Here is a 22850-nt window from a genome sequence, read left to right on the forward strand (position 1 = left end):
AGATGTTTTGCAGGGTCTCCTGGTCAAGGCGGGGCGGAGCGGTTTCATAAAAATCCGCGTCCACTGCGCCCGGCGGCTCGGGGCGGTCAGCAAACAGATCAGTAATATCCTTGCGGGGGAGGGCGCTCTTTTGTACAAGAGGCGCTTCCCCGCACTGTTATTTCATAAGCGGTTTACACCATGAAATGGATTACGCATCAGGCCACGGCTGTGGCGGCGGCGCTGGCGCTGCATCTTCCCTGGGAGGGCGTGGCGGCGGCTTGCGCGGGCGCGGTGCTGCCCGATGTGCTGGATCAGCGCATTGCTGGCCTCGCCCCCACCCGCAGGGGCCGACAAAAAGTATTCAACGCCATCCACCGGGGCACAACGCACTGGTTCGGCTGGTGGATGGCGGTTTGCGTGGCGGCTTTTGCCCTGTCGCCTGCCAGCCTTGGTTCTTTGGGCAGAGATGCCCTGCTCGGCCTGGGTTTTGGCGGGCTGAGCCATGTGCTGCTGGATATGCTGACCCCCTCAGGGGTGCCGCTGACGCCTTTTTCGCGCCAGAACAAGCTGTCGCTCAAGCTGTGCTCCACAGGCAGCCTTGGTGAATACTGTTTTCTGGCCTGCGTGGCGGGCGCAACGTGGCTGTTCTTTCATGAAGACCTGCTGCGCCTGACCCGCAAACTGGGGCACGGAAGCTGGTTCTGATCCGGCGGCTCCCACGGCGCTGACTCTTTGCATTCACAGGGCGGCATAGATGCTGGTCAAAATTTTTCTCACACCACTGCTTATCCTCATGTGCCTGCTGGTGGCCCGCCGCTGGGGTTCATTTGTGGGCGGCGTCATTGCTGGCTTGCCGCTCATCTCCGGCCCGCTTTCCTTTTTCCTCACGCTGGAGCAGGGCGCGGCCTTTTCCGCAGCAGCATCATTCAATACCCTGCTTGGAGTGCTGGCCTGCACGACAACCGCGCTCATCTATCCCCGTCTGGCTGTCTGGGGCATGCCCTGGTTTGTATGCCTGCCCGCAGCCCTGTGCGGATTCTTCGGCGGGGGATGGGTTGTGCTGCACCTGCCGTTTACGCATTTCTGGGCAGTGGCGCTCTCTCTGCTCTCTCCCTTGCTGGTACTTGCCTGTCTGCCGAAGGTCGCGGTGGCGTGCAGGCCCGGCCACGCCATGACGGCCTATGTGCGGATTCCCGTGCAGATGGCCTGCGGGGCGGGGCTGGTTTTTGCCGTAACGGAAGCCGCCCACTGGCTTGGCCCTGGCTGGAGCGGCGTACTTATGTTTTTCCCCGTCATGATCTGTTCCATCGTGCCCTTTGCCCATGCTATGCTGGGGGTTGGGGCCGTGGTAAGTATTTTTCGTGGCATCATGGCTGGGTGGTTTGGCTGTATTGCCTTTGCGGTGGTGGTGATGACAGGGGTTGAGCATCTGCCCCTGTGGCTGTGCTACGTCCTTGCGCCCGTTGCGGCACTGCTGGCGAGCGCGTCGGTTTCCCTGCTGGAGCAAAGGTTGCAGCAAAGGCATGCCGCTGGTACAGCGGCAGGGTCATAGGCCTGAGGGCAGTCTGATAATGGAAGAAACTTTTACTGTGGCTGAGGATACCGTACTCTGGCCTAGGTCAGTTGCGCGAGAATGCTTGCGCAGCCAGTAAACGTTTAGGGGGTGATGGCTCTCCCCCGAACATTTCAAGCTTGGTTTATCCCGCAGAATCAGGCTGTGCCGCGTCTGCGCCGCAGCCTTTGCAGTACGGGTTCCAGAGCTTCGGGCGCGGTCTGCCATGCAAGGGGCAGAAACAGGGCCGCAAAGGCGCAACTGCCCAGCATCAGCACCACGCAGGCCTTGAGTATGGGGGGCAGCGTAAACGAGCGCATGCAGACCTCAGAGACCCACCAGCCCGCAGCCGTGGCGGGCAGACTGCAAAAAATTACCCGCGCTGCCAGCCCTGTCAGGCCAGTAAAGGCCCCGCTGCCGTGGCGGCGAATCCATATGCCTACCAGCCAGAGCACGTAGAGGCTCACGCTCAGGCCCGAAAGGGCCGCGATAGCCCACGCCCCGTTGGGAACAGCCCACCAGTAATACATGGGTATGCACAGCGCCGTCATGATGCTGCCGGTCACAGCCGGGGTGATGGTGTCGCCGTGGGCGTAGTAGGCTCGCACCAGCACCATGTAGATAATCCAGAAGGGCGTGGCGGCCAGCATGATGCGCGTGAGCGGCAGGGTAGCCAGCGTGTCTGCGAGGCTGAAGCGTCCGCCCTGAAAAATAACGCCAAGGATTGGCCAGCTTGTGGCCGCCATGCAGAACGCGCAAGGAATGATAAGGGCAACGCTGGCCCGAAGGGCCGTGCGCAGGGTGGTGTTGAAGCGCTCGGTGTCGCCCTGCGCCAGCAGCGCCACCAAAAAGGGATAGGATGCCACCGCTGCGGCCTGACCTACCAACCCCACAGGAACCTGAGTGATACGCCGTGCGTAGTTGAGCAGGCTCACAGCGCCATCGCCCGCCAGACTGCCAAAGACCCGCAAAAACTGTTCGTCCAGCATCATGATGGTCTGCCCCAGCATGAGGGGCAGGGCCGTGAGCAGAAATTTGCCCATGAGTGGGTGCCGCCATTCCATGTGCAGGCGCAGGCCCTGCTGGGACGCCACCCGCAGAGGCAGTACAAAGGTGCCAAGGGCCGCGCCAAGGGTCACGCCCACGCAATAGCCGGTCATGCCGTCCATGTGGGCCAGCAGGCCTGCTGGCAGAGCGGCCTGCACAGTCTGCGTGGTTGCCAGCCAGGGCAACAGCAGGCCCACGGCAATGATGGCCCCGTTATAGATCAGCGGGGCCAGCGCTGGCACGCGGAACTGACGCCGCATGAACAGCAGGGCCGTGACGCATGCCCCACATAGAAAGAATATCTGGGCGGGCAGAATGATGCGCATAAAAAAGGCCAGCCGCGCCCACTGCTCCGGCGTAAAGCCGGGGGCCACCGCCTGCGCCAGCCAGGGCGCAAGGGCCATGCCGCCAAGGGTCAGAAGGGTGGAGGCAGTCGCCATCCAACAGAAAACGCAGGAAAAAAAGCGCCATGCATCCGCCTCATCCTCCTGAAACCTGCGGGTCAGCAGGGGGATGATTGTGATGGACATAAAGCCGCCAGCCAGCAGATAATTGATGATGTCCGGCACCACAAAGGCGGCAAAATACATATCGGATTCGCCGCCTGCGCCGAACTGCCACGAAATGATCTTGTCGCGCGCAAGACCCATAAGGCGCGAAAGAACAGTGCTGGCCGCCAGTATGAGCGCGGCTGCGCCCATACGCTGCTGTGCGGAAAGCAAGGCCATCAGCGGCCCCGTTTTTTGCTGTTGTTGCCTGTGGTGCGCCCACGCGCGCCCGAGCCGCTGCCGCCTTTGCCCTGGCCTCCAGCCTTGCGCCCACGCTTTGGCCCGCCCGAGTTGCGGTGTCCCTTGCCCCCGCCCTTGCTGGATTCGTCACCGGGCGAGGTGATCTTCCAGCCAGAACGCGAACCGCCGGGGCGGCTTGCACTCCCCGGTTTTGCGCCGCCCTTGTGAGCGGGCTTGCGGGATGTTTTGCCCCTGCCGCGCCAGTTGCCCTGCGCGGCCTTGGGCAGTTCCAGCGGCATGAGGCGGATTTCAAGCCGTCCCAGATTCACTTCCGCCAGCGCGACCTCAAGGCTCTGGCCCATGCGCCACATGACGCCGGAGCGCTGGCCCACAAGGCTCATGGTGCGGGGATCAAAGTCGTACCAGTCATCGCCGAGGTCATCAATGCGGATCATACCTTCCACAGGCATGTCGGCCAGTTCCACAAAAATGCCAAAGTCCGTGACCCCTGCCACCATGCCCTTGAAGTGTTCGCCCACGCGGGGCAGCAGGGCAAGGCAACCCAGGCGGCGATCCATTTCACGTTCGCAAGCCATGGCCGCGCGTTCACGCCTGTTGATCTGGTCGCTGATGCGCAGCAGCTTCTGCCCAGCGGGCAGCGCGCCCACGCCGATGCCCAGCGCAGTTTTGAGCGCCCGGTGGGTCAGCAGATCCGCATAGCGGCGGATGGGCGAGGTAAAGTGGCAGTATGCCTGAGAGGCAAGGCCAAAATGCCCCTCGTTGAAAGGCTGATAGCGCGCCTGTGGCATGGCCCTCAGGCAGAGGCGGTTGACCAGAAATTCCTGATCCGTACCCTGCACGCGGGCAAGAATGCCCTGCATGGCTGCTGCGTCCGGGCGGGGGGGCAGGTCTTCCATACCTACGCCTGCGAGGGTGTCAAAAAGGCTTTCCAGCCGTTCCGGATCGGGCAGGGGATGCACGCGGTAGAGAAAGGGCATGCCCACATCGCGCAGGTGGCGCGCCACGGCTTCGTTAGCCGCGATCATGAATTCCTCAATGAGGCGGTGTGCATCGTGCCGCTGGCGGTGCCCCATCCAGACCACGCGCCCGGCTTCGTCCAGGCGGCTGTCTGCCTCGGGCAGATCAAAATCAAGGCTGCCACGCTGGCGGCGGGCATCGCGCAGGGCCGCGTACAGGGCAAAGGCCCTCTGCAACATGGTGATGACTTCTTCGCCGCGCGGGTTTTCGCGCAGGGCGGCAAGGGCTGCAGCATCGTTGTCAAGCATGCAGGCCTTGACCTGGTCATAGGTCAGCCGCGCCGCAGAGCGCATGACAACCTGCGCAAAGCGCGGTTTGCCGGGTTTGCCTTGTGCGGAAAATGGAATTTCCGCCAGCATGGCGAGGCGGTCTTCGTCCGGGCGCAGGCTGCACAGTCCGTTGGAAAGGGCCTCCGGCAGCATGGGTTCCACGGATTTGGGGAAATACCATGAGTTGCCGCGCGCGAGCGCCTCGGCATCCAGCGCCCCCGTGCTGCCGTTGCCGCGCGGGCGCACATAGTGGCTCACATCGGCAATGGCCACGCGCAGCAGCCAGCCGCCGCCGGGGCGGTCTTCAACTTCCACGGCGTCGTCAAAATCACGGGCATCCGCGCCGTCAATGGTCACAAGCGGCAGGCCGCGCAGGTCTTCGCGGTCGTGCATGTCTTCAGGCGTGGGGCCGCTGGGCAGGTGCTGGACTTCAGCCAGCACCCCGGCAGGAAAGTCGCGTGGAACTTCGTGGTTGAGCTTGACCAGTTCCTCCTGTACGGCCACATCGTCCTCGCGTCCGTAGTCGCCCACAATGCGGGCTGTCCACAGGTCGGAGGCTAGGCGCTGCACCGGGGCCAGCAATACCAGCGTGCCAGGCTCGGGAGGCGTTTCGCCAGCAGCCAGCTCCACGCTGAAATTGACGGAGAGGCGCGCGTCCGCCGGGCGGCAGAAAAGTGTATGCCCTGTGCGGTGGGCGGCATGGGCGGGGATTTCCTTGAGGCCGCGCTCCACAACCTCAGTGATGCGCCCTTCGGGGGATGGACCGCGCGATGCACCGGGGGAGAGCGCCACGCGCACGATATCCTGATGCCAGGCTTCGCCGGTCAGGGCAGCGGGGATATATACATCGCGCGCGCCGGTAAATTCCAGATGGCTGTCTCGGTTGTTTTCTCCCTCGGCAACCGGACGCATGGGCGTAACAAAGCCCCCACCGTCGCGCAGCGAACTGAAACGGCCTGTAATATGCTTGAGGGCTTCGGGGCGCGCCCACAGGCCGCCGCGCAAGCGCAACAGGCGGCCCTGCTCGGCCAGCGTTGTCAGTGCGGCTTCAAGGTCGCCCTTGGCGCGGCGGGCGAGGCCCAGCACACGCAAAAGGCCGTCCACGCGCAGGGGGCGCGACTGGGCGGAAAAGGCCTCCAGCAGTTCCTCGCGGGAGGGAAAGCCAGGGGTATGGGCGGAAGCGCCGGGCGCTCCGCGTTGGGATTTTTTCTTTTTCATAGGGTTCCGTAGTGCGAAAGAAGGGGGCAAAAGGCCTGGCCTTTCGCCCCCGATCGCTCAAATTTCAGGCTGCGTTGGCGCAGTGCCGCATCACTCGCGGTTGCCGCCGAACAGGCGCAGCATCATGAGGAAAAGGTTGATGAAGTCGAGGTAGAGCGTCAGCGCGCCAAGGATGGCGCCACGGCGCACGGCGGTACCGTCTTCCATGGGGGCGTTTTCGCCGAACTGGCGCAGCTTCTGCGTGTCATAGGCGGTCAGGCCCGTGAAGATAAGTACGCCAACGCAGCTGATGATGAAGTCCATCATGCTGCTCTTGAGGAAGATGTTCACCAGCGAGGCAATGATAATGCCTATGAGGCCCATGAACAAAAAGCTGCCCATGGACGTAAGGTCGCGCTTGGTGACAGTGCCGTAGACCGACATGGCAAGGAAGGTGCCGGTGGTTACCAGAAACGCGTTGGCGATGGACGCAATGGGGTACACCACAAAGATGGACGAAAGCGTCGCGCCCGTAACGGCGGAATACAGCAGAAACAGACCCGTGGCCGTGCCGCCGGACATTTTGTGAACCGCCGCCGAAAGGGCGATGACAAGACCGAACTGGGCCACCAGCATGAGAATAAGCACTATGGTGTTGCCAAAGATGGCCGCCTGCACGGCAGGCGAACTGGCAACGGCGTAGGCCACGACAGTGGTCACCGCCAGACCGGCTGTCATCCACTGATAAACCTGACGCATGTAAAGGGAAGCAACGCTGGTAGCGGAGCTTTGAGCAACACTGCGGCTGTATGACATTATATCCTCCGAAAAGCAGTTGAAGGCGCTCAGTCCGTTCGGCGGCTACGGCTCCGTGCCGCAGTGCCGTCGGGCGGGCTTGAAGTTTGTCTTCTGCCTGCAAGTATAATAACGCCAGCGGCATTTAGCAAGGGCCGGAAGGGGAAAGTTCGGCGTTGGGGCTGTGCCATGTGGTGCTGACAAGGGGGCGGTTGCCGTGCGCCCGGTGTAGTCTGGCCCCGCGCATTCCGGTCTGATGTAGTCCGGTCTGCTGTCGCCTGGTCAGTCGCCCTTGCTGCGTGTACAGCAGCGTGCTACCTTGCGGCCTGCCGGGGCTGACCCGGCACATCATATTGCGAGGAGTAATCCATGAAATCAATTCGTGTTTTTTTTCGTGTAGTTATGCTGACTCTTTGCCTCGGTGGCATGCTCGCTCTGGCAGGGCAGGCCCAGGCTGCCGATCCTGATCCGGCTGTGAAGCTTGAAACCAGCCTCGGCGACATTGTTGTACGCCTTGATGCCCGCAAAGCGCCCATCAGCACGGCCAACTTTGTGCAGTACGTCAAATCCGGTTTTTATGACGGCACGGTGTTTCATCGCGTTATCAAAAACTTCATGATCCAGGGTGGCGGCTTTACCCCCGACCTGAAGCAGAAATCTGCCCGCGCCTCCATCCGCAATGAAGCGGACAACGGCCTCAAGAACAAAAAGTACACCATCGCCATGGCCCGCACCAGCGAGCCGCATTCGGCGTCTTCGCAATTCTTTATCAATACCAAGGATAACGACTTCCTCGACTTCAAGAGCCAGACGCCGCAGGGCTGGGGCTATGCCGTGTTTGGCAAGGTCATCAAGGGCCAGGAAGTGGTGGACAAGATCGCCGCCGTGCAGACCGGCAAAAAGGGCTACTACGACGACGTGCCCATGGAAAGCGTGATTATCAAGAAGGCCGTGATCGTGGAATAAAGCATAAAAGAATGATCATGCGGCGGCGCTGCCGCCCGTGTGCAGACGGAGGGTTCGTTGAGCCCTCCGTTTTTTATATATCAGCGTCAGCACTCTTGGCATCGCCGTGGTCTGGTTCAGCCGGGCTGCGGCTTTTTTCATACATGTTGCCCCAGGTCTTGAGCGATTCCATAATGGGCACAAGCGACAAGCCCAACGGCGTAAGCGAATAATCCACACGCGGCGGCACCGTGCCGTAGACCTTGCGGTGCACAAGGCCGTCTTCTTCCAGTTCGCGCAACTGGCGTACCAGCATCCGCTCGCTGATTTCCGGCAGGGATCGCCGCAACTGGCTGAAACGGATAACTTCCTGCAATGAAAGAAAATAAATAACCAGTAATTTCCACTTGCCGCCAATGAGCTGCAAGGTCAGTTCAAAATGGCAACGGTAATTGCCCTGTACGGGTGGGCAAGAGTCGGGAGTGTCCATACGCTTTCCTGTTCAAAGCTATACTATTTGTTAGTACCTGTTATTGACGTCATTATATGAATTTTTTGTCAGTACTTCAACTTTTGCAGATTAGGCATAGTATAGGTGAAAATCTGGCATTCAGGAGAAGCATCATGAAGGTACTGGCCATAAACGGAAGCCCCAGAAAAAACGGCAATACGGCTCTTTTGCTGCATGAAGCGCTTGCGCCTCTGCGCGAGGCTGGCTGGGACGTGGAAAGTGTGCAGTTGGGCGGCAAGAAGATTCAGGGCTGTCGTGGCTGCGGCAAATGCGCGGAGCTGAGAAACGGACGCTGTGTTTTTGACAATGATATGCTCAACGAGCTGCTGCAAAAAATGCAGGCAGCGGACGCCATGATCCTGGGTACGCCCTGTTATTTCACGGACATGTCGGCGGAGCTGAAAGCGCTGGTAGACCGGGCAGGCTACGTGGCCTATGTGAACGGCGGGCTCTTTCAGGGCAAGATTGGCGCGGCTGTTGTAGCTGCCGGTCGTGCCGGAGCAACCCACGCCTATGACAGCATCAACCATATGTTTTTGATGTCCAAGATGCTGGTTCCCGGTTCAACCTACTGGAACATGGGCTTCGGCCATGCGGAGGGGGATGCGGCAAAGGATGCCTTTGCCATTGAAAATATGCGGCATCTGGGCCGGGCCATTGACTGGCTGGGCAAGGCAGTAATCCCGCATATGGCGGAATACCCCGCTGCGTAGACGGCAGGCCCAGCGCATGGGCGAGAGGAAATCAGGCGGGCAGAGAAAAATGTTGAAATACGATTTTGGCAGTCTCTATTTGCCCGCCAGGGCGGCAAAGCGGCGCACGGTGAGGTGGCATACGGCCACAGCCAGCGCGTCGGAGGTATCCAGCGCCCAGTTGGCGTTTTTGACGTTGAGCAGGCGCTGCACCATAAAGGCCACCTGCTCCTTCTCTGCCCGGCCCGTTCCCACAAGGGATTTTTTGACAAGGGTCGGTTCGTAATCGCTGATGGTGAGGCCGTGCGCCGCGCAGGCGGCCACGGCAACGCCCCGCGCCTGCCCAAGCTTGAGGGCCGAAGCCGCGTTCTTGGCGGTAAAGACCTGCTCGATGGCGGCTTCTTCCGGCTTGAGGCGGGCCAAAATTCCCGAAAGCTCATGGTAGATGCGGGCGAGGCGGTCAGAAAATTCCTTTCCTGCCGAGGCCGTGCGAACAACGCCGCAGTCCACCAGTTGCAGCACGCCCGAAACCTCGCGCACCACGCCCCAGCCCGTGCGCTGGGAGCCGGGGTCGATGCCGATGACTGTTACAGACTGCATGGCCCGTTAAAGCAAGAATGAGGTAACAATGTAGTCAGCCGCAAGAATCAGCACGCAGGAAATAACCACGGCGGAGGTGGTGGCGTTGCCCACGGCCTCCGGGCCAACGCTGTCGCGCCTCTTGTTGGTGTAATAGCCCTGGCGGCAGCAGATGGTGGTCACAAGCAGGCCAAAGAGCACGGCCTTGATAAAGCCGCCGTTCACATCCGTTGCCGTTACTGAGCTTGTGATGCGGTAAAAATACGCGCCCTCGTTGATGCCCAGCATGAGCACGCCCGTAAGATAGCCGCCGATGATGCCGATAACGTCAAATACCGCCGTCAGCAGCGGAAAGGCGATGAGCGATGCCAGCAGGCGCGGGCTGACCAGATAGCCCATGGAATTGATATCCATGACGTCCAGAGCGTCGATCTGGTCGGTAATGCGCATGACGCCGATTTCTGCCGTCATGGAAGACCCGGCCCGGCCCGTGAGCATGATGGCCGTGAGTACCGGCCCAAGCTCGCGAATGAGCGTCAGCGACACGGCAGAGCCAAGCATGCCCACCGAGCCGAATTTCACCAGGGTATAGTAGCCCTGAAGCCCCAGCACCATGCCGCAGAACACGCCGATCAGCATGATAAGAAAGAGCGACTTGGAGCCGATGACAAAGAGCTGCTGCATGGTGCGCGGAAAAATCTTGGCGCTGGTAAATATCTGGGCCAGCCCTTCAAGCATGAACAGGGCCGTGTTGCCAAGAGCGTCTATGCCGTTCAGGCAGGGGCGGCCTATCTTGCGCAGAAAATCGCCGAAAGTTTCGGTTGCGGTCATTTTTTGCCTCACCGCCCTGATTTTTGCGGTTTGCTTGAAACAGGTTTTTGCGAAACCTGAATGGGGACGCCCAGCTTCATGTGGCGCAGGTCTTCACGCAGGTTGAAGGCATCGTCTTCCGTGCCGCGAATGCTGACCATAACCAGCACGAGCTTGCCGTTTTTCTGGGTGCGAGTGCGCAGGCCCTTGCCTTCCAGACGTGTGCGCAGCTTGTCTGCATCTTCGTCAGATTTGAATGCAGCTACCTGATATACATAATCAAACTGCGGGCCTGTCTTGGCTGGGGCGGGCTTTGCTGCCTGCGCGCCGGTTTGTGCGCTGGCCTGTCCGTTGGCTTGAGCGCTCTGGCCCTGTGCATTCTGGTTGGCGCCGGGCTTGATGCCCCAGGCCGCCAGACTGTTGCCCGAAGGTTGCGCAAAGGGATAGGCTCCCTGCGGGGATTGCTGGCCCTGTTTGCCCTGCGGGGCCTGGGCGGCTGCTTTTTGCCCCTTTTGATCCTGCCCCGGTTTGCCGGGCTGGGGCGCGCCTGCGGGCGTAGCCTGATTTACCTCAGCGCCGGTGGCCGGATTCTGGGCATCGGCGGTTTCGGCCTGCGCCGCCGGAGCTGCCGCGTCAGGCGCGGGGGCCTCCGGGGCGGGCTTGGCCTTGGGCGCGTCCTTGGAGATCATGCTGGTCATCTGCTCCACGCGCGTTTCAGGATTTTGCCCGCGTCCGACCATGAATCCCATAAAAAATGACCAGCCCACGGCAACCGCGAGGATTACGCCCAGCAGCGTAAGCATTGGCCCCGAAAGGCGGATAACAAAGCGGCGCTTCTCGCCCGACGGCTGGGAAACAACGGATTTGCGGGGTTTACGTAAGGGGGCGGCCATTCATTATCCTCCGTCGTGCGCTGAGCTGCGGGGCTTGGCTTGACCGTTAAGGCGCGTCGTGTCCGGGGCAGGCAGAGCACACGCAATGCCTCGTCCAAAACGCGCCTTAACGGCAACAGGCACAAAGCAGATTTGTCGCACGCCGAATATTCAACGTTTATGCGAGCAGCGGGGATGCTTCTGTGGGAGTGACCCCGCAGGAGTAATCCCACTCAAAATCCAGTTTATACAAATGTTACATGCTTTCCGGGGCGCTCACGCCAAGCACGTCCAGACCATTGCGCAGCACCTGACCGATGGAACGCAGCAGGGCAAGGCGGGCCAGGGTGCGGGGCGCGTCATCGGCCAGCAGCACCTGATGCTTGGCATAGTAGCTGTGCAGCTGCCCGGCCAGTTCCGTGAGGTAGGTGCTCACGTGGTGCACGCCAAGCGATTTGGCGGCGGAGGCCAGCATGTCTTCAAACGTGGCGGCCTTGCGCAGCAGGGCCATGTCTTCGGGCGTATCAAGCCCGTGCAGCAGCTCTGCATCGGCCTTGGGGGGCAGCACGAAGCCGCGTTCCTCAGCCCGGCGCAGCACGGCGCAGATGCGCGCGTGGGCGTACTGTACATAGTACACCGGGTTGTCGAGGCTGCGCTGCTTGGCAAGCTCAAGGTCAAAGTCCAGCGGGCTGTCGCTCTTGCGCGAAAGAAACATGAAGCGCGCCGCGTCAACGCCCACTTCCTTGATGACATCAGCCAGGGTTTCAAAGGTGCCCGCGCGGGTGGACATGCTCACGGGCTGGCCCTCGCGCAGCAGGTTCACCAGCTGGATAAGCACCACGTCAAAGCTGTCCTGCGTTTTGCCCATGGCCGTGATGGCCGCGCGCATGCGGGGGATGTAGCCGTGGTGATCCGCACCCCAGATATCAATGAGCCAGTCGTAGCCGCGCTGGAATTTGTCGTGATGGTAGGCGATGTCGGAGGCAAAGTAGGTCAGGCTGCCGTCCGACTTGCGCAGCACGCGGTTTTTGTCGTCGCCCAGATTCTCGGTGGCGAACCAGTAGGCATTGTCTTTCTCATATGTATACCCGGCGGAATCCAGCGCGTCAAAAGCCGCAGCAACGGCTCCGCCTTCCACAAGGGTTTTTTCAGAGAACCAGCGCTGGTGCTCCACGCGGAATTCGTTGAGGTCGTCCTTGATGCCGTTCAGAATGTCGTTCATGGCCTTGTCGTAGCACACGTCCTGGCCTTCGGCATCGGGCAGCTCCACGAGGGCGGGGTTGGCATCCAGCATTTCGCGGGCGATGTCGATAATATAGTCGCCCTTGTAGTAGTCTTCGGGCCAGGTGACGGGCTTTCCGGCCAGTTCCTTGGCGCGCAGCCACACAGAAAGACCCAGCAGGCGCATCTGACGACCGGCATCGTTGATGTAATACTCGGTGTTAACGTCATAACCAGCCACGCGCAGCAGGCGGGCAAGGCTGTCGCCCACGGCAGCGCCGCGCCCATGCCCCACATGCAGGGGACCAGTGGGGTTGGCGGAAACATATTCCAGCAGCACCTTTTTACCTGCGCCGCCCGTGCTCTTGCCGTATTCCTTGCCCGCAGCTTCAATGTCGGCCACGGTGGCGCGCCAGAAATCCTGCGTGAAGGTCACATTGCAGAATCCGGGGCCGGCGGCTTCGGCATGGGACACCTCTGGGCAACGCTCCACAAGCTTCTGGGCGAATTTCTGCGCCAGCTCGCGGGGATTGGCCTTGGCTTCCTTGGCGAGCAGCATGGCGGAGTTGACGGAAAGATCGCCGTGCTTGGGGTCGCGGGGCGGTTCAATAACGGTTTTGACGGGCCAGGCAAGGCCTTCTTCTTCAATAATGGCCTTGAGGGCCGTGCGCAGGGTGTCAATGGCGCGCATAGTGCTGGTGTCCTTTATTGTGCAACGGTTGCGGCTTTACGCCTCGGGCGGCCCGGGGCACTGCCGCCGGGAACCCCGTTTCAGGTTCATGCGCAGGCCGGTTGCGGCAATACCGCACGGGGGCGCATGAAGAAAAAGTTTCAGGCAAGGCGGGGAAGGCCTTCCGCATGAAAGGCCTTCCTCCGCAAAAATCTATCCTGCAAAGGCCGCCGCTGTTTCGGCGTTGTTAACGAGCTCAATGGCAAGATCTTCTGCTGTGGCGGTTCCTGCGAGGCAGGGGGCTACCATCTTGCCGAGCACGGCCTTGGGGCCAAGCTCCAGCCAGCGGCGCGCGCCGTCGGCATACTGGTTGCGCACTGTGTCTATCCACTGCACGGAGGACGTCATCTGCACAAGCAGGCTTTCGCGGGCGCTTTCGCCATCTGTCACGGCTTTGCCGTGGGCATTGCAATATACGGGGAACTTGGGCTTGCTCCACACGGCCTTGCGCAGCAGAGGGGTGAGTTCTTTGTTGGCCTCGGCCATCATGGGGCTGTGGAACGCGCCGCTGACCTTGAGTTCGAGGCCACGGCCCTTGCGTTCCTTGGCCTTCTGGCAGGCCAGGGCCACGGCGGCCTTGGCACCGCTGATAACAAGCTGGCCGGGGGTGTTGTAGTTGGCCACCAGTAAAAGTTCGCCGCACTGGGCAACGGTTTCTGCCACAATTTCTTCAATGGCGGGCTGATCCAGCTTGAGCAGAGCGGCCATGCCGCCCTTGCCGTCGGGATCGGCCTCGGCCATGAGGCGGCCGCGCAGGGCTGTAAGCTCAAGAGCGCTCTCGGCAGAAAGCACGCCAGCGGCGGCCATGGCGCTGAACTCGCCAAGACTGTGCCCGGCTGCGCCGCACACGTTGGCGCGCGCGGCAACCGCGCTCCAGAGGTTCAGGTTCACCACGGTGAGGGCGGGCTGAAGGGCGCGGGTGTCGCTCATGGCGGCATCATCGCCTTCCCAGTAAATTTCGCGCAGGGGCAGGCCACTGATGCGCTCGGCCTGCTTCCAGAGGTTCATGGCGTCAGAAGAAGCCTCGGCCAGATCGCGGCCCATGCCCGACTCTTGCGAGCCCTGGCCGGGAAAGAGCAAAACGGCTTGTGTCATGCGGGGTTTATCCTCCAGTGGCGCGCACGTGCGCGCATTGGCGTGGCCTTGCGGCCTTGGGTTCGTTTAGGGTGCGCATTGCGCGCAAGCCCTCTTTTTTACGTTATCGGCGCAGGGCTTGCAAGTCCCGGTCTGCGGGGATATGACAGTGAACCCGGCAGAAACGCCGGAAAGGCCCGCAACGGGCGAACAAGCGCAGGAAAGGATCATGCAGCGACAATCGGTTGACAGAAAAGAATTGGCGCGTCTGGCTGCGGCCTCGGGCGCGGAAGTGCCGCAATCGGCTCTGGAGCCGCTGGCGGAATATCTTGAAATGCTCTGCCAGTGGAACAAGGCCATGAATCTGGTCGGCCCGCACACATGGCAGGATATGCTTACCCGGCTGGCGGTGGACAGTTTTCATCTGGCCGGGTTTCTGGACAAGCTCAATCTGCCCGAAGCTCCCCTGTGCTGGGATCTTGGCGCGGGCGCTGGCCTGCCGGGCATTCCCTTACGCATGGCCTGGACGCGCGGCGCATACTATATGATAGAAGTGCGCGAAAAACGCGCCCTGTTCATCTCCAGTGTACTTTCTCGCCTTCAGTTGCCCTCCACCCATATTTTCAGAGGGCCGGTGGAACATTTTTTTCAGGGTCAGTATTATAAGGCGGACTGCATCCTGAGCCGCGCCTTCATGCCCTGGCGGCAACTGCTTGACCTCGCCAGCCCCAGGCTGCACGATAACGGAGTTCTGGTCGTGCTGGCGCTTGAGCCAGCCCCCAGCGAATTGCCAGCGCCCTGGCGTCTGGTGGAGCAGCTCTCCTATGTTGTTGGCGGGCACGGGCGCTGGTTCTGGGCGCTTGCCCCCAGCGCAGAGGCCGAGCGGCTGACCTATGATGCCGCAACGCATCGGGCTGGCTAGAGCACTTTTACCTGAATGTTCTGGCGAGGATTGGCCCGCCAATCTTGCCGAAAGCTCTGTGGCGAACCGCGCAGACCTTGTTATGCGCGTGACTGGCCCAAAGAGCCGCCGTACAGGACTTTTGCCGCCATCTGCATGCCAGTATGAACAGGACCATGATCCTTACGGAGAACGCCATGCACCCCGCAGCACATGCCTCTGCCAGCACCGCGCCTGCCGGAAACGATGCAGACGAAACCCGGCGCACCGAGCAGCCGCACCCCGAATCGGAAACGCTGCCTGCTGCGGAACCCGCTTGTACGGAGCAGCACGCCCCCTCCCATCCTACACATGGGGGAGCCCTGTTGCCCACTGGCGGCGCAGGGCTGCACAACGGCAAACGTTCGCTGCCTTCTGCGCGTTATTGGGCGCGGGGGCTGTTCTGGGGGCTGGTGACGCTTGCCCTTGCCTTTGCCCTGCGCATGCTGGAATGGCCCTGCTGGCAAAATCCGGAATACCGCCTTGGCAACGAGTGGCTTCTGGCCACGCACGATGCCTATACATGGGTGGCCGGGGCGGAAGATTTCGGCCTTGCCGTGGGGCATCCCATGGCTGTGATGCTCAAGGCCATGTCCGACCTTGTAGGCACTTCCCCCGCTGCCGTGGCCTTCTGGTTCCCTGCATTGCTGGCAAGCTTTGTGGCTGTTATCGCCTTTGCCTGGGTGTGGGCGCTGGGCAGCATTGAAGCTGGCGTTGCCGCAGGCATACTCACGTCCATTGCGCCGGGCTTTCTGGCCCGCACCCTGCTGGGATTTTACGATACCGACCTCGTAACCCTGTTCTTCCCCCTGCTCATGACCCTTGCCCCGGCCAGTTGGGCCATGCGCTATATGCTGCTGCCGGGCATGGTGCTGCGCCGCCTTTCCATGACTTCCGGCGTGATGAATCTGCGCCGCCTTTTTTCCCGCAATCAGCCCGAGGGCCACTGGACGCCGCGCCTCAAACAGGCGGAGCACATGGGCAATCCCCTGCGCTGGCAATGGGTTGTGCTGCTTGGCTGTTCCGGCGTCGTTTCGTGGTGGACGCAGGAATGGCATTCTGTTTTTCCGTACCTGATCCGCTACAATGTGGCCTTGTTGGCCTTTATGAGCATGGTGATGGCCCCGCGCGGGCGGCGCGCCCTGCTGCTTCTGGGCAGCATGGCCTACGCCCTGCCTACGCTGGCGGGGCCGTGGGGCCTCAGTTTCAGTTTATTGCTGCTGGCTGCGGGCACAAGGACAGGCTACCGCCTGCGCCGTCTGCTGTGCCGCCCCTGGCTGCTGGCTCTTCTGCTGGCGGGCGTGGGCTTTTTGATGCTTCAGGGCGAAATTCTTACGTCCATTGTGAACCACATCAATGCCTATGTGAAACATACGGGCGATGTGAAAAGCACCGGCGGCGGGCTTTCGCTGGAATATCCCTCGGTGGCGCAGTCCATTATTGAAGTGCAGGATTTGGGCATCATCGAGATTTTTCCCTACTTCCATCCCTGGATGGAAGCTGCGGTGCTTGGCCTGCTGGGTTTTGCCCTGGTGGTCATACGCAGGCCGGGCGCGCTCTTTTTGCTGCCGCTGGCAGGGCTGGGCATCCTGAGCGTCAAGATGGGGGGGCGCATGGTCATGTTTGGCGCGCCCATCATGGCCATTGGCCTGACCCTGCCTTTTTACTGGCTGCTGCAAAGGCTGCTGCGCGTGGATCTGCGCGGCGCTGTGGCGGGCATCCTGACCAGCGGCGTGCTGTTGGCTCTGCTGGTAGCGCCCTTTGCAGATATGATCCCCGCCATGTCGCAGGGGCCAATCATCAACCGCCGTCATGCAGAAGCCCTCTCTCGCGCCAAGGCCATGACCCCGCCCGACGCCATGCTCTGGCTGTGGTGGGATTGGGGCTATGCCGCCAACCACTTTGCCCAGCGGCAGACCATCGCTGATGGCGCGCAGCATGCAGGGCCGTCCCTCTATCTGCCCGCAGCTGTTTTTGCCACAGACAATCCGCGTTTTGCGCGCCAGATCATCCGCTACACGGCCCAGTGCGGCAACGAGCCGGGCAACGTGTTTGAAGGTCTGGATGGTGAAGCCGCGCAGGCTCTCATGGACAGGCTGCGCTCGCCCGAAACCCCGCTCATTGAAAACAAGGGGCGGCTCTATGTGGTGGTGAGCTTTGAAATGCTGCGGCTTGGCTTCTGGATAAGCAACTTCGGCAACTGGAATTTTGTTACCCGTACTGGCGAAGGCGGGGCGCTTTCCATCGTGCCGCAGGCCCTTGCCTACAAGCTCGATTCGGGCGAGGTGCGGCTTGAGGGCAACAGCAGCGCCATTTATGCCTCGTCCATCAGCGTGTTTGAAGAGACTGGCGTGACGCGCCGCAACTATATACAGGACTGGTTTGACGCGCACCCCTCGGCAACGCCCGAGGAGCAGCACGAATTTCTTTCCAAGCGCCGCAACATCAACTTTCTTTTCAACCGCGTAACGGACGAAAAGCTTGCCATGGATGCGGGCTTGTACAATTCGCTGATGGTGCAGCTTTTGGTTGGCGACCCGCAGGATCCGCGCGTTTCGCCCTATTTCAAGCTGGTGTACGACAACGTGTTTGCCAGAATTTACGAGGTTCTGTAGGCGGTTGCGCTTGCGGACCGCCGCATGTGCAATCAAGGGCAGTCTAACTGGATGATTTTGCGCCAAGGGCAAGGAAAAAGGTTGTTTTTGCGAAAGAAGTGTACTCTTACGGTACATGACTGGAGTAAAAATAACCTTTTGACGCAGCCAGTTGGACAAAAGAAGCAGTTAGAGACAGACCTCTAGTGGTGGTACGGAACCTTGCGCAAGATGCATTCAGCCCGGTAAAGCTGCTCAAGCAGCACCACGCGGGCCAGCTCGTGCGGCAGGGTCATGTGCGAAAGGCTGATGCAGCGGCTGGCGCGCTGACGCACAGCTTCATCCAGCCCCCATGCGCCACCCACGATAAAGCAGGCTCTGCCTCGGGCCTCGTGATCCATCTGGCGCAGCATATCTGCCAGTTGGGGCGAGGTGAGGTGCTGGCCGCGTTCGTCAAGAACGAGCGCGATGTCCTGCGGGTCGAGGGCCTCAATGATGCGGCGTCCTTCAAGGGCGTTGCGCTGATCCTGCGGCAGGGCGGAATCGCCGTCGCGCACTTCGGTTATGTCCAGCTTGCGCCAGCGAGTGATGCGCGTGGTGTAGTGGGCTGCGGCATCCTTCCAGAACGGCGTTTTCAGTTTGCCCACACTTATGTATTTCAAGGGTTTGCCAGTCATGTCTTCTCATGTTTCGTTAAATATGGCGGATGGCGCGTCTGAATGCGGTAGCGGCCCGGATGCCGGAATGGAGCTTGCGGCTGCGGCGCTTTTTTTGCGTAACGGCGGCGTGCTCGTGTTTCCAACAGAGACGTTCTACGGGCTGGGCTGCCTTGCCGCCAATGCGGAAGCCGTGGCAAGGGTGTATCAGTTGAAGCATCGGCCCGTCCACAAGCCCTTGCCCCTGCTGGCGGCGCATGCGGCGCAGGTGGACTCTGTGGCGGAACTTGCCGCCATGCCCAAGGGGCTTTTGGCCTTCTGGCCCGGCCCGCTCACGGTTTTGCTGCCCGCGCGTTCCTGTCTGCCCCCGGCGCTGGTCAACGGGCAAGGCCTTGCGGCGGTGCGCGTGACACCCCATCCACTGGCTGCGCAACTGGCGGAGCAGGCCGGCGGCGCGCTTACGGCAAGCAGCGCCAACCTCAGCGGCGGTGCATCCGTATGCTCCCCAGACGAACTTGATCCGGCCCTGCTGGAAGCCTTGCGCCGCATGGCGCAGGGCATGCCCTGCCCTGCGGGGTGCGCGGCGCAGGCTATAAAAGCAGACGTTTCCCTGCCTTTGGCGCTTGGCGGGCCGCCGCCTGCTGGCGGCTTGCCGTCCACCGTGGTGGAGCCTCTGAGCGGCGGGGATGGCGGGGCAGGGCGGCTGCGGATAGTGCGGGCCGGTGCTGTGAGCGCCGCAGCCCTTGAAGCTGCGGGTTTTGCTCTGGAGTGACCTCCTGCCGGACTACGCGGCGGAGGCCGCGTTTTTTACAAAAACCTGTCTGCGCACAAGAGAATTCAAATACCCGTCTTCACGCCGGGACAGGCCGTACGCGGCGCAGATTTCAGCATAAGCTTCAGTCAGGGCGTCCTTATGTTTTGGCGAAGTCATGACAAAGGGATAGAGCAAGAGGCCCAGGCCCCGCAGCCGTGGGCGGGCGATATCCACCAGCAGAAAAATGCCATCAGGGGCAAGCATTCGCGCGGCATTGGCAATGGCAGTGCGCCGCGCTTGGGGATTTGCCTCATGCAGCGCCATGGCGGTCATGATGATGCTGAACGTGCCGTCAGGAAAGCACGCTTCGTCCATGGACGCTACGCTGAAATGAATGTTGTTGGGATACTCTTTCTGGCGATATTGTGCGCGGGCGATCTGGTTTTCGGCAAGGTCAAGGCCATGGATGCGGCATTGGGGCGAGGATTGCGCGGCAAGCGCAAAAGTCAGGGAACCTGTGCCGCAGCCAAGATCCAGAGCCGACATTCCCGGGCCAAGCGCCAAACCCTTGACCGCCGCCTCATAAAAAGACGCATTCAGCCCGAACAATCGGGCAAAAATATCGTAGCTCTGTCCAGAAACAAGACCGTTAAAAGCAGTACCCTTGTCAGTGTTCATAATACCTCGCATGTGACCCCAATTAGGTCGACCTGTATAATGTATGGATGCCAAACATTGGCGACCTGAAAAAGCCTATTTGACCTCCACCGAGTTCAGCTTCGCAAGGAGTTTTTCGAGAAAATCAGCAATATCGGCGACTTCATCCTGTTTGCGTGTCCCCATGGCATCGTCCACCATGCAATCAAGCTGAGAATGAAAATCCATGTGCTGTTTATGTGCTGCCTTGCCCTTTTCCGTCAAAAACACATTGAGGCGGGTCAGTTTCAGCGGATCCTTGGCCTTGTAGGCCAGTCCCTTGCGCTCCAGCCTGCGCAACAACTCAGAAACGCTGCCCTTGGTGACGCCCAGTTGCTCGGCCAATCCACCCACATGGATGCCTTCATTGTTATGGATGGCCATGATCGTGTGGATTTCCGCCAGGTGGATATCCACATCGGTGCCGAATTTGCTGCACTGCCTCTCAAGCTCATAAAACCTGGTCACTATGCCCAGCAGCGAGATGCTGACTGACGCGCTGCGCGTAGAATGGGCGGCAGCATGCCCCAGTGTTTTGATCATGGATTTCTGGATACGCAGTTCAACGGCGGTTTTTTTATGGCAGTCATTTTTCATGGGGTTTTAGTATGGCATCCATACTTTTTTGTCAATCGCCGTTCGAAGGCGGCAAATCGCTGCACAGCGGCATTTGTTTCCCGCGCTTGCGGCGCGGGGCATGCTGGCTTAGTATGCGGCAGTTGCGCGCAATGGCGCGAACCATACGGAGAACGCATGAAACGCCAGGTTGTCTGCCCGCATTGCGGCAAGTCGTATTCCAGCTATAAAAACCCCACGCCCACGGCGGATGTGGTTATCCATTCGCCAGATCGCGGGGTGGTCATCATCAGACGCGCCAATGAACCCGTGGGCTTTGCCCTGCCGGGCGGTTTTATTGAAGAGGGCGAATGCGCGGAAACCGCCGCAGTGCGCGAAATGCGTGAAGAAACCGGGCTGGATGTGGAGCTGACCGGGCTTTTGGGCGTGTATTCCAGGCCTGACCGCGACCCCCGCCAGCACACGCTGACCGTGGCTTTCACAGGCAGGCCGCGCAATCCCGAAGCCTTGTGCGCCGGGGACGATGCGGCCCATGCGGCGTATTATCCTCTGGATGCCCTGCCGCAGCCGCTGGTCTTTGACCATGCGCAGATTCTGGCAGATTTCAAGGCCATGCTGGCTGGCAAGCGTTCGCTTGCCGGCATACAACCATCATTTGACGCGGCTGACGGAGCCGCCGGAACCTGCGGGGAAGGGACGCATTCATGAGTTATCGCAATCTTCAGGAATGCGTGGCCGACCTTGAGGCCAATGGGCATCTGGTGCGCATTGAGGCCGAGGTAGATCCGCATCTGGAACTGGCCGCCATCCAGCGGCGCGCCTTTCGTGCCAAGGCTCCGGCCCTGCTGTTTACGCGGGTCAAGGGCACGCCCTTTCCCATGCTCTCCAATCTTTTTGGCACGCGTGAGCGCCTGCATTTTATTTTTCGTCGCAGCCTGCCTGCGGTGGAGGCTGTGCTGACCGCCAAGGCCGACCCCGCAGCAGCCATGAAGCACCCCTTGCAGTCGCTCAAGGCTGTGCCCGGCCTGCTGAACATGCTGCCGAGCGTGAGCCGGGTGCGCGCGGAACAGGCGGCGGCAGCGGCCCCGGTGCTGGAATGCCAGTGCAAGCTGGCCGACCTGCCCCAGCTTGTCTGCTGGCCCATGGACGGCGGCCCCTTCATTACCCTGCCTCTGGTGTACAGCGAAGACCCCGCCAAGCCCGGCGCGGACGCCTCCAACCTCGGCATGTACCGGGTGCAGCTTGGCGGCAACGAGTACGCGGCGGATGAAGTAGGCCTGCACTACCAGATACATCGGGGCATAGGGGCGCACCACGCCCGTGCGCTGGAAATGGGCAAACCTCTGCCTGTGCATATTTATGTGGGCGGGCCGCCCAGCCTCACCGTGGCTGCGGTCATGCCCTTGCCCGAAGGGCTTTCTGAACTGCGCTTTGCCGGATTGCTCGGCGGCAGGAGCACAGAGATGGCCGCAGTGCCCGGTCTGCCCCTGCCAGTGCTCGCGCAGGCGGATTTTTGCATCAGCGGGCACGTGATGCCCCAGTGCAAGCCCGAAGGCCCCTTTGGCGATCATGTGGGTTACTATAGCCTTGCGCATGATTTCCCGGTGCTCAAGGTCGATGCCGTCCACCACCGCAAAGGGGCCATCTGGCCCTTTACCGCCGTGGGCCGCCCTCCGCAGGAAGATACGGTCTTTGGCGACTTTATCCACGAACTCACCGGGCCGCTGGTGCCGCAGGTTTTTCAGGGAGTGTGCGATGTGCATGCCGTGGACGCAGCCGGGGTGCATCCGCTGCTGCTGGCCGTGGGCAGCGAACGCTATACGCCCTATGAGGACGAGCGTCGCCCGCGCGAGCTGATCACTGCGGGCCTGCACCTGCTTGGAACCACCCAGACGGCTCTGGCAAAGTATGTTTTTCTTGTGGCGCATGAAGACGCGCCGGGCCTCACCGCCCGCGATGTGCCCGCATTTTTGCGGCATTTGCTGGAGCGGGCTGATTTTTCACGCGATCTGCACTTCATCACTCGCAGCACCAATGATACACTGGACTACACGGGAAGCGCGCTTAACGAAGGCTCCAAACTTGTGTGGGCCTCTGCCGGTAAAAAGAGGCGCGAGCTTGGCAGCGAACTTTCCGGCCCCGCCGCAGACCTGCCGACCCTGCCGGATGGGTTTGGCCCGGTGCGCGTGTGCGGCCCCGGCCTTGTTGCCATTGGCGGGCTGAGGCATGCCCTTGACCGCAGTCAGCCCGACCCGCAGATGGAAGCGCTTGCGCAGGCTCTGGCCCAGTGGCCGGGGCGCGAGGCATTCCCGCTTGTGATAGTGGTGGATGATGCGGACTTTTGCGCAGTGAATCTGGATAATTTTTTGTGGGTGGCCTTCACCCGGTCAGACCCGGCCACAGACGTGTATGGCGCTCAAGCCGCCACACGGGCCAGGCACTGGTCGTGCGGAGCGCCGCTGGTCATCGACGCACGCCTAAAGCCCTTCCATGCCCCCCCACTGGAAGAGGAACCGGCGGTCATACGCAAGGTGGAAGCCCTGGCAGCGCCGGGCGGCCCCTTACATAACTACTTGTAACCTGGGGGAGGCA

General features: G+C 61.2%; 21 protein-coding genes. 9 read left to right on the forward strand and 12 right to left on the reverse strand.

The window, feature by feature from the left end:
- Positions 1-180 precede the first annotated feature (180 nt).
- Both ACUZ79_RS04720 and ACUZ79_RS04725 read left to right on the forward strand, forming a co-directional pair.
- Positions 181-687: a metal-dependent hydrolase gene (locus tag ACUZ79_RS04720; RefSeq protein ID WP_240823841.1), complete on the forward strand. Its 507-nt coding sequence runs from the start codon at positions 181-183 to the stop codon at positions 685-687.
- A gap of 49 nt (positions 688-736) precedes the next feature.
- Complete coding sequence (locus ACUZ79_RS04725) at positions 737-1534, forward strand: hypothetical protein (protein WP_449250853.1); 798 nt, start codon at positions 737-739, stop codon at positions 1532-1534.
- A gap of 158 nt (positions 1535-1692) precedes the next feature.
- Here the strand turns inward: ACUZ79_RS04725 and murJ are convergent, their stop codons facing one another.
- The 3 genes from murJ to ACUZ79_RS04740 form a co-directional block, all read right to left on the reverse strand.
- Positions 1693-3309, reverse strand: a complete 1617-nt coding sequence (gene murJ, locus ACUZ79_RS04730) for a murein biosynthesis integral membrane protein MurJ (RefSeq protein ID WP_449250854.1) — start codon at positions 3307-3309, stop codon at positions 1693-1695.
- Positions 3309-5834 carry a ribonuclease R gene (gene rnr / locus ACUZ79_RS04735; protein WP_449250855.1) on the reverse strand — a complete coding sequence of 842 codons (2526 nt, stop codon included), beginning with the start codon at positions 5832-5834 and terminating at the stop codon, positions 3309-3311. The genes murJ and rnr overlap by 1 nt, the downstream gene beginning before the upstream one ends.
- A 90-nt stretch (positions 5835-5924) precedes the next feature.
- A complete protein-coding gene (locus tag ACUZ79_RS04740; RefSeq protein ID WP_240823845.1) occupies positions 5925-6629 on the reverse strand; it encodes a Bax inhibitor-1/YccA family protein in 705 nt (234 codons plus the stop codon).
- Positions 6630-6977: 348 nt separating this feature from the next.
- Between ACUZ79_RS04740 and ACUZ79_RS04745 the strand changes: the two genes are divergently transcribed.
- A complete protein-coding gene (locus tag ACUZ79_RS04745) occupies positions 6978-7574 on the forward strand; it encodes a peptidylprolyl isomerase (protein ID WP_449250856.1) in 597 nt (198 codons plus the stop codon).
- Positions 7575-7647: 73 nt separating this feature from the next.
- On the opposite strand, the gene ACUZ79_RS04750 is transcribed toward ACUZ79_RS04745, so the two are convergent.
- Positions 7648-8043, reverse strand: coding sequence for a winged helix-turn-helix transcriptional regulator (locus ACUZ79_RS04750; protein ID WP_449250857.1), 396 nt, complete (start codon positions 8041-8043; stop codon positions 7648-7650).
- Positions 8044-8177: 134 nt separating this feature from the next.
- On the opposite strand from ACUZ79_RS04750, the gene ACUZ79_RS04755 reads away from it, so the two are divergent.
- Positions 8178-8777, forward strand: coding sequence for a flavodoxin family protein (locus ACUZ79_RS04755; protein WP_449250858.1), 600 nt, complete (start codon positions 8178-8180; stop codon positions 8775-8777).
- 75 nt (positions 8778-8852) lie between these two features.
- On the opposite strand, the gene ruvC is transcribed toward ACUZ79_RS04755, so the two are convergent.
- The 5 genes from ruvC to ACUZ79_RS04780 all read right to left on the reverse strand — a co-directional run bounded on the left by ruvC (position 8853) and on the right by ACUZ79_RS04780 (position 14063).
- The gene (ruvC, locus tag ACUZ79_RS04760; RefSeq protein ID WP_240823848.1) at positions 8853-9356 is read right to left on the reverse strand and encodes a crossover junction endodeoxyribonuclease RuvC; all 504 of its coding nucleotides are present in this window, start codon (positions 9354-9356) and stop codon (positions 8853-8855) included.
- A 6-nt stretch (positions 9357-9362) separates the two neighbouring features.
- The gene (locus ACUZ79_RS04765; protein WP_276612824.1) at positions 9363-10166 is read right to left on the reverse strand and encodes an MlaE family ABC transporter permease; all 804 of its coding nucleotides are present in this window, start codon (positions 10164-10166) and stop codon (positions 9363-9365) included.
- Positions 10167-10174: 8 nt separating this feature from the next.
- Positions 10175-11038 (reverse strand): SPOR domain-containing protein, encoded by an 864-nt coding sequence (locus ACUZ79_RS04770; RefSeq protein ID WP_449250859.1) that lies wholly within the window; start codon positions 11036-11038, stop codon positions 10175-10177.
- Positions 11039-11273: 235 nt separating this feature from the next.
- A complete protein-coding gene (argS, locus tag ACUZ79_RS04775) occupies positions 11274-12929 on the reverse strand; it encodes an arginine--tRNA ligase (RefSeq protein ID WP_449250860.1) in 1656 nt (551 codons plus the stop codon).
- 192 nt (positions 12930-13121) lie between these two features.
- Positions 13122-14063: an ACP S-malonyltransferase gene (locus ACUZ79_RS04780; protein WP_449250861.1), complete on the reverse strand. Its 942-nt coding sequence runs from the start codon at positions 14061-14063 to the stop codon at positions 13122-13124.
- A gap of 205 nt (positions 14064-14268) precedes the next feature.
- On the opposite strand from ACUZ79_RS04780, the gene ACUZ79_RS04785 reads away from it, so the two are divergent.
- On the forward strand, positions 14269-14964 hold the full coding sequence (locus tag ACUZ79_RS04785) for a 16S rRNA (guanine(527)-N(7))-methyltransferase RsmG (RefSeq protein WP_449252164.1): 696 nt from the start codon (positions 14269-14271) through the stop codon (positions 14962-14964).
- Between the two features lie 143 nt (positions 14965-15107).
- Positions 15108-17597, forward strand: a complete 2490-nt coding sequence (locus ACUZ79_RS04790; RefSeq protein WP_449250862.1) for an STT3 domain-containing protein — start codon at positions 15108-15110, stop codon at positions 17595-17597.
- Between the two features lie 182 nt (positions 17598-17779).
- Here the strand turns inward: ACUZ79_RS04790 and ACUZ79_RS04795 are convergent, their stop codons facing one another.
- Positions 17780-18253 carry a 23S rRNA (pseudouridine(1915)-N(3))-methyltransferase RlmH gene (locus ACUZ79_RS04795; RefSeq protein WP_240823854.1) on the reverse strand — a complete coding sequence of 158 codons (474 nt, stop codon included), beginning with the start codon at positions 18251-18253 and terminating at the stop codon, positions 17780-17782.
- On the opposite strand from ACUZ79_RS04795, the gene ACUZ79_RS04800 reads away from it, so the two are divergent.
- Entirely contained in the window at positions 18252-19004 is a 753-nt protein-coding gene (locus ACUZ79_RS04800; RefSeq protein WP_449250863.1) for an L-threonylcarbamoyladenylate synthase, read from the forward strand. The genes ACUZ79_RS04795 and ACUZ79_RS04800 overlap by 2 nt on opposite strands.
- A 12-nt stretch (positions 19005-19016) precedes the next feature.
- On the opposite strand, the gene ACUZ79_RS04805 is transcribed toward ACUZ79_RS04800, so the two are convergent.
- On the reverse strand, positions 19017-19664 hold the full coding sequence (locus ACUZ79_RS04805) for a class I SAM-dependent methyltransferase (protein WP_449250864.1): 648 nt from the start codon (positions 19662-19664) through the stop codon (positions 19017-19019).
- A gap of 75 nt (positions 19665-19739) precedes the next feature.
- The gene (locus ACUZ79_RS04810; RefSeq protein ID WP_449250865.1) at positions 19740-20279 is read right to left on the reverse strand and encodes a MarR family winged helix-turn-helix transcriptional regulator; all 540 of its coding nucleotides are present in this window, start codon (positions 20277-20279) and stop codon (positions 19740-19742) included.
- A gap of 156 nt (positions 20280-20435) precedes the next feature.
- Between ACUZ79_RS04810 and ACUZ79_RS04815 the strand changes: the two genes are divergently transcribed.
- Entirely contained in the window at positions 20436-20966 is a 531-nt protein-coding gene (locus tag ACUZ79_RS04815) for an NUDIX domain-containing protein (protein WP_240823858.1), read from the forward strand.
- Entirely contained in the window at positions 20963-22837 is a 1875-nt protein-coding gene (locus ACUZ79_RS04820; RefSeq protein WP_240823859.1) for a UbiD family decarboxylase, read from the forward strand. The genes ACUZ79_RS04815 and ACUZ79_RS04820 overlap by 4 nt, the downstream gene beginning before the upstream one ends.
- The last annotated feature ends 13 nt before the right edge of the window (positions 22838-22850 follow it).

The organism is Desulfovibrio faecalis, from assembly GCF_053570625.1.

Excerpts from the sequence above, each read along its gene's own strand:
- ACUZ79_RS04720 (WP_240823841.1), top strand. The coding sequence starts at position 181 with ATGAAATGGATTACGCATCAGGCCACGGCTGTGGCGGCGGCGCTGGCG.
- ACUZ79_RS04725 (WP_449250853.1), top strand. The coding sequence starts at position 737 with ATGCTGGTCAAAATTTTTCTCACACCACTGCTTATCCTCATGTGCCTG.
- murJ (WP_449250854.1), bottom strand. The coding sequence starts at position 3,309 with ATGGCCTTGCTTTCCGCACAGCAGCGTATGGGCGCAGCCGCGCTCATA.
- rnr (WP_449250855.1), bottom strand. The coding sequence starts at position 5,834 with ATGAAAAAGAAAAAATCCCAACGCGGAGCGCCCGGCGCTTCCGCCCAT.
- ACUZ79_RS04740 (WP_240823845.1), bottom strand. The coding sequence starts at position 6,629 with ATGTCATACAGCCGCAGTGTTGCTCAAAGCTCCGCTACCAGCGTTGCT.
- ACUZ79_RS04745 (WP_449250856.1), top strand. The coding sequence starts at position 6,978 with ATGAAATCAATTCGTGTTTTTTTTCGTGTAGTTATGCTGACTCTTTGC.
- ACUZ79_RS04750 (WP_449250857.1), bottom strand. The coding sequence starts at position 8,043 with ATGGACACTCCCGACTCTTGCCCACCCGTACAGGGCAATTACCGTTGC.
- ACUZ79_RS04755 (WP_449250858.1), top strand. The coding sequence starts at position 8,178 with ATGAAGGTACTGGCCATAAACGGAAGCCCCAGAAAAAACGGCAATACG.
- ruvC (WP_240823848.1), bottom strand. The coding sequence starts at position 9,356 with ATGCAGTCTGTAACAGTCATCGGCATCGACCCCGGCTCCCAGCGCACG.
- ACUZ79_RS04765 (WP_276612824.1), bottom strand. The coding sequence starts at position 10,166 with ATGACCGCAACCGAAACTTTCGGCGATTTTCTGCGCAAGATAGGCCGC.
- ACUZ79_RS04770 (WP_449250859.1), bottom strand. The coding sequence starts at position 11,038 with ATGGCCGCCCCCTTACGTAAACCCCGCAAATCCGTTGTTTCCCAGCCG.
- argS (WP_449250860.1), bottom strand. The coding sequence starts at position 12,929 with ATGCGCGCCATTGACACCCTGCGCACGGCCCTCAAGGCCATTATTGAA.
- ACUZ79_RS04780 (WP_449250861.1), bottom strand. The coding sequence starts at position 14,063 with ATGACACAAGCCGTTTTGCTCTTTCCCGGCCAGGGCTCGCAAGAGTCG.
- ACUZ79_RS04790 (WP_449250862.1), top strand. The coding sequence starts at position 15,108 with ATGAACAGGACCATGATCCTTACGGAGAACGCCATGCACCCCGCAGCA.
- ACUZ79_RS04800 (WP_449250863.1), top strand. The coding sequence starts at position 18,252 with ATGTCTTCTCATGTTTCGTTAAATATGGCGGATGGCGCGTCTGAATGC.
- ACUZ79_RS04795 (WP_240823854.1), bottom strand. The coding sequence starts at position 18,253 with ATGACTGGCAAACCCTTGAAATACATAAGTGTGGGCAAACTGAAAACG.
- ACUZ79_RS04805 (WP_449250864.1), bottom strand. The coding sequence starts at position 19,664 with ATGAACACTGACAAGGGTACTGCTTTTAACGGTCTTGTTTCTGGACAG.
- ACUZ79_RS04810 (WP_449250865.1), bottom strand. The coding sequence starts at position 20,279 with ATGAAAAATGACTGCCATAAAAAAACCGCCGTTGAACTGCGTATCCAG.
- ACUZ79_RS04815 (WP_240823858.1), top strand. The coding sequence starts at position 20,436 with ATGAAACGCCAGGTTGTCTGCCCGCATTGCGGCAAGTCGTATTCCAGC.
- ACUZ79_RS04820 (WP_240823859.1), top strand. The coding sequence starts at position 20,963 with ATGAGTTATCGCAATCTTCAGGAATGCGTGGCCGACCTTGAGGCCAAT.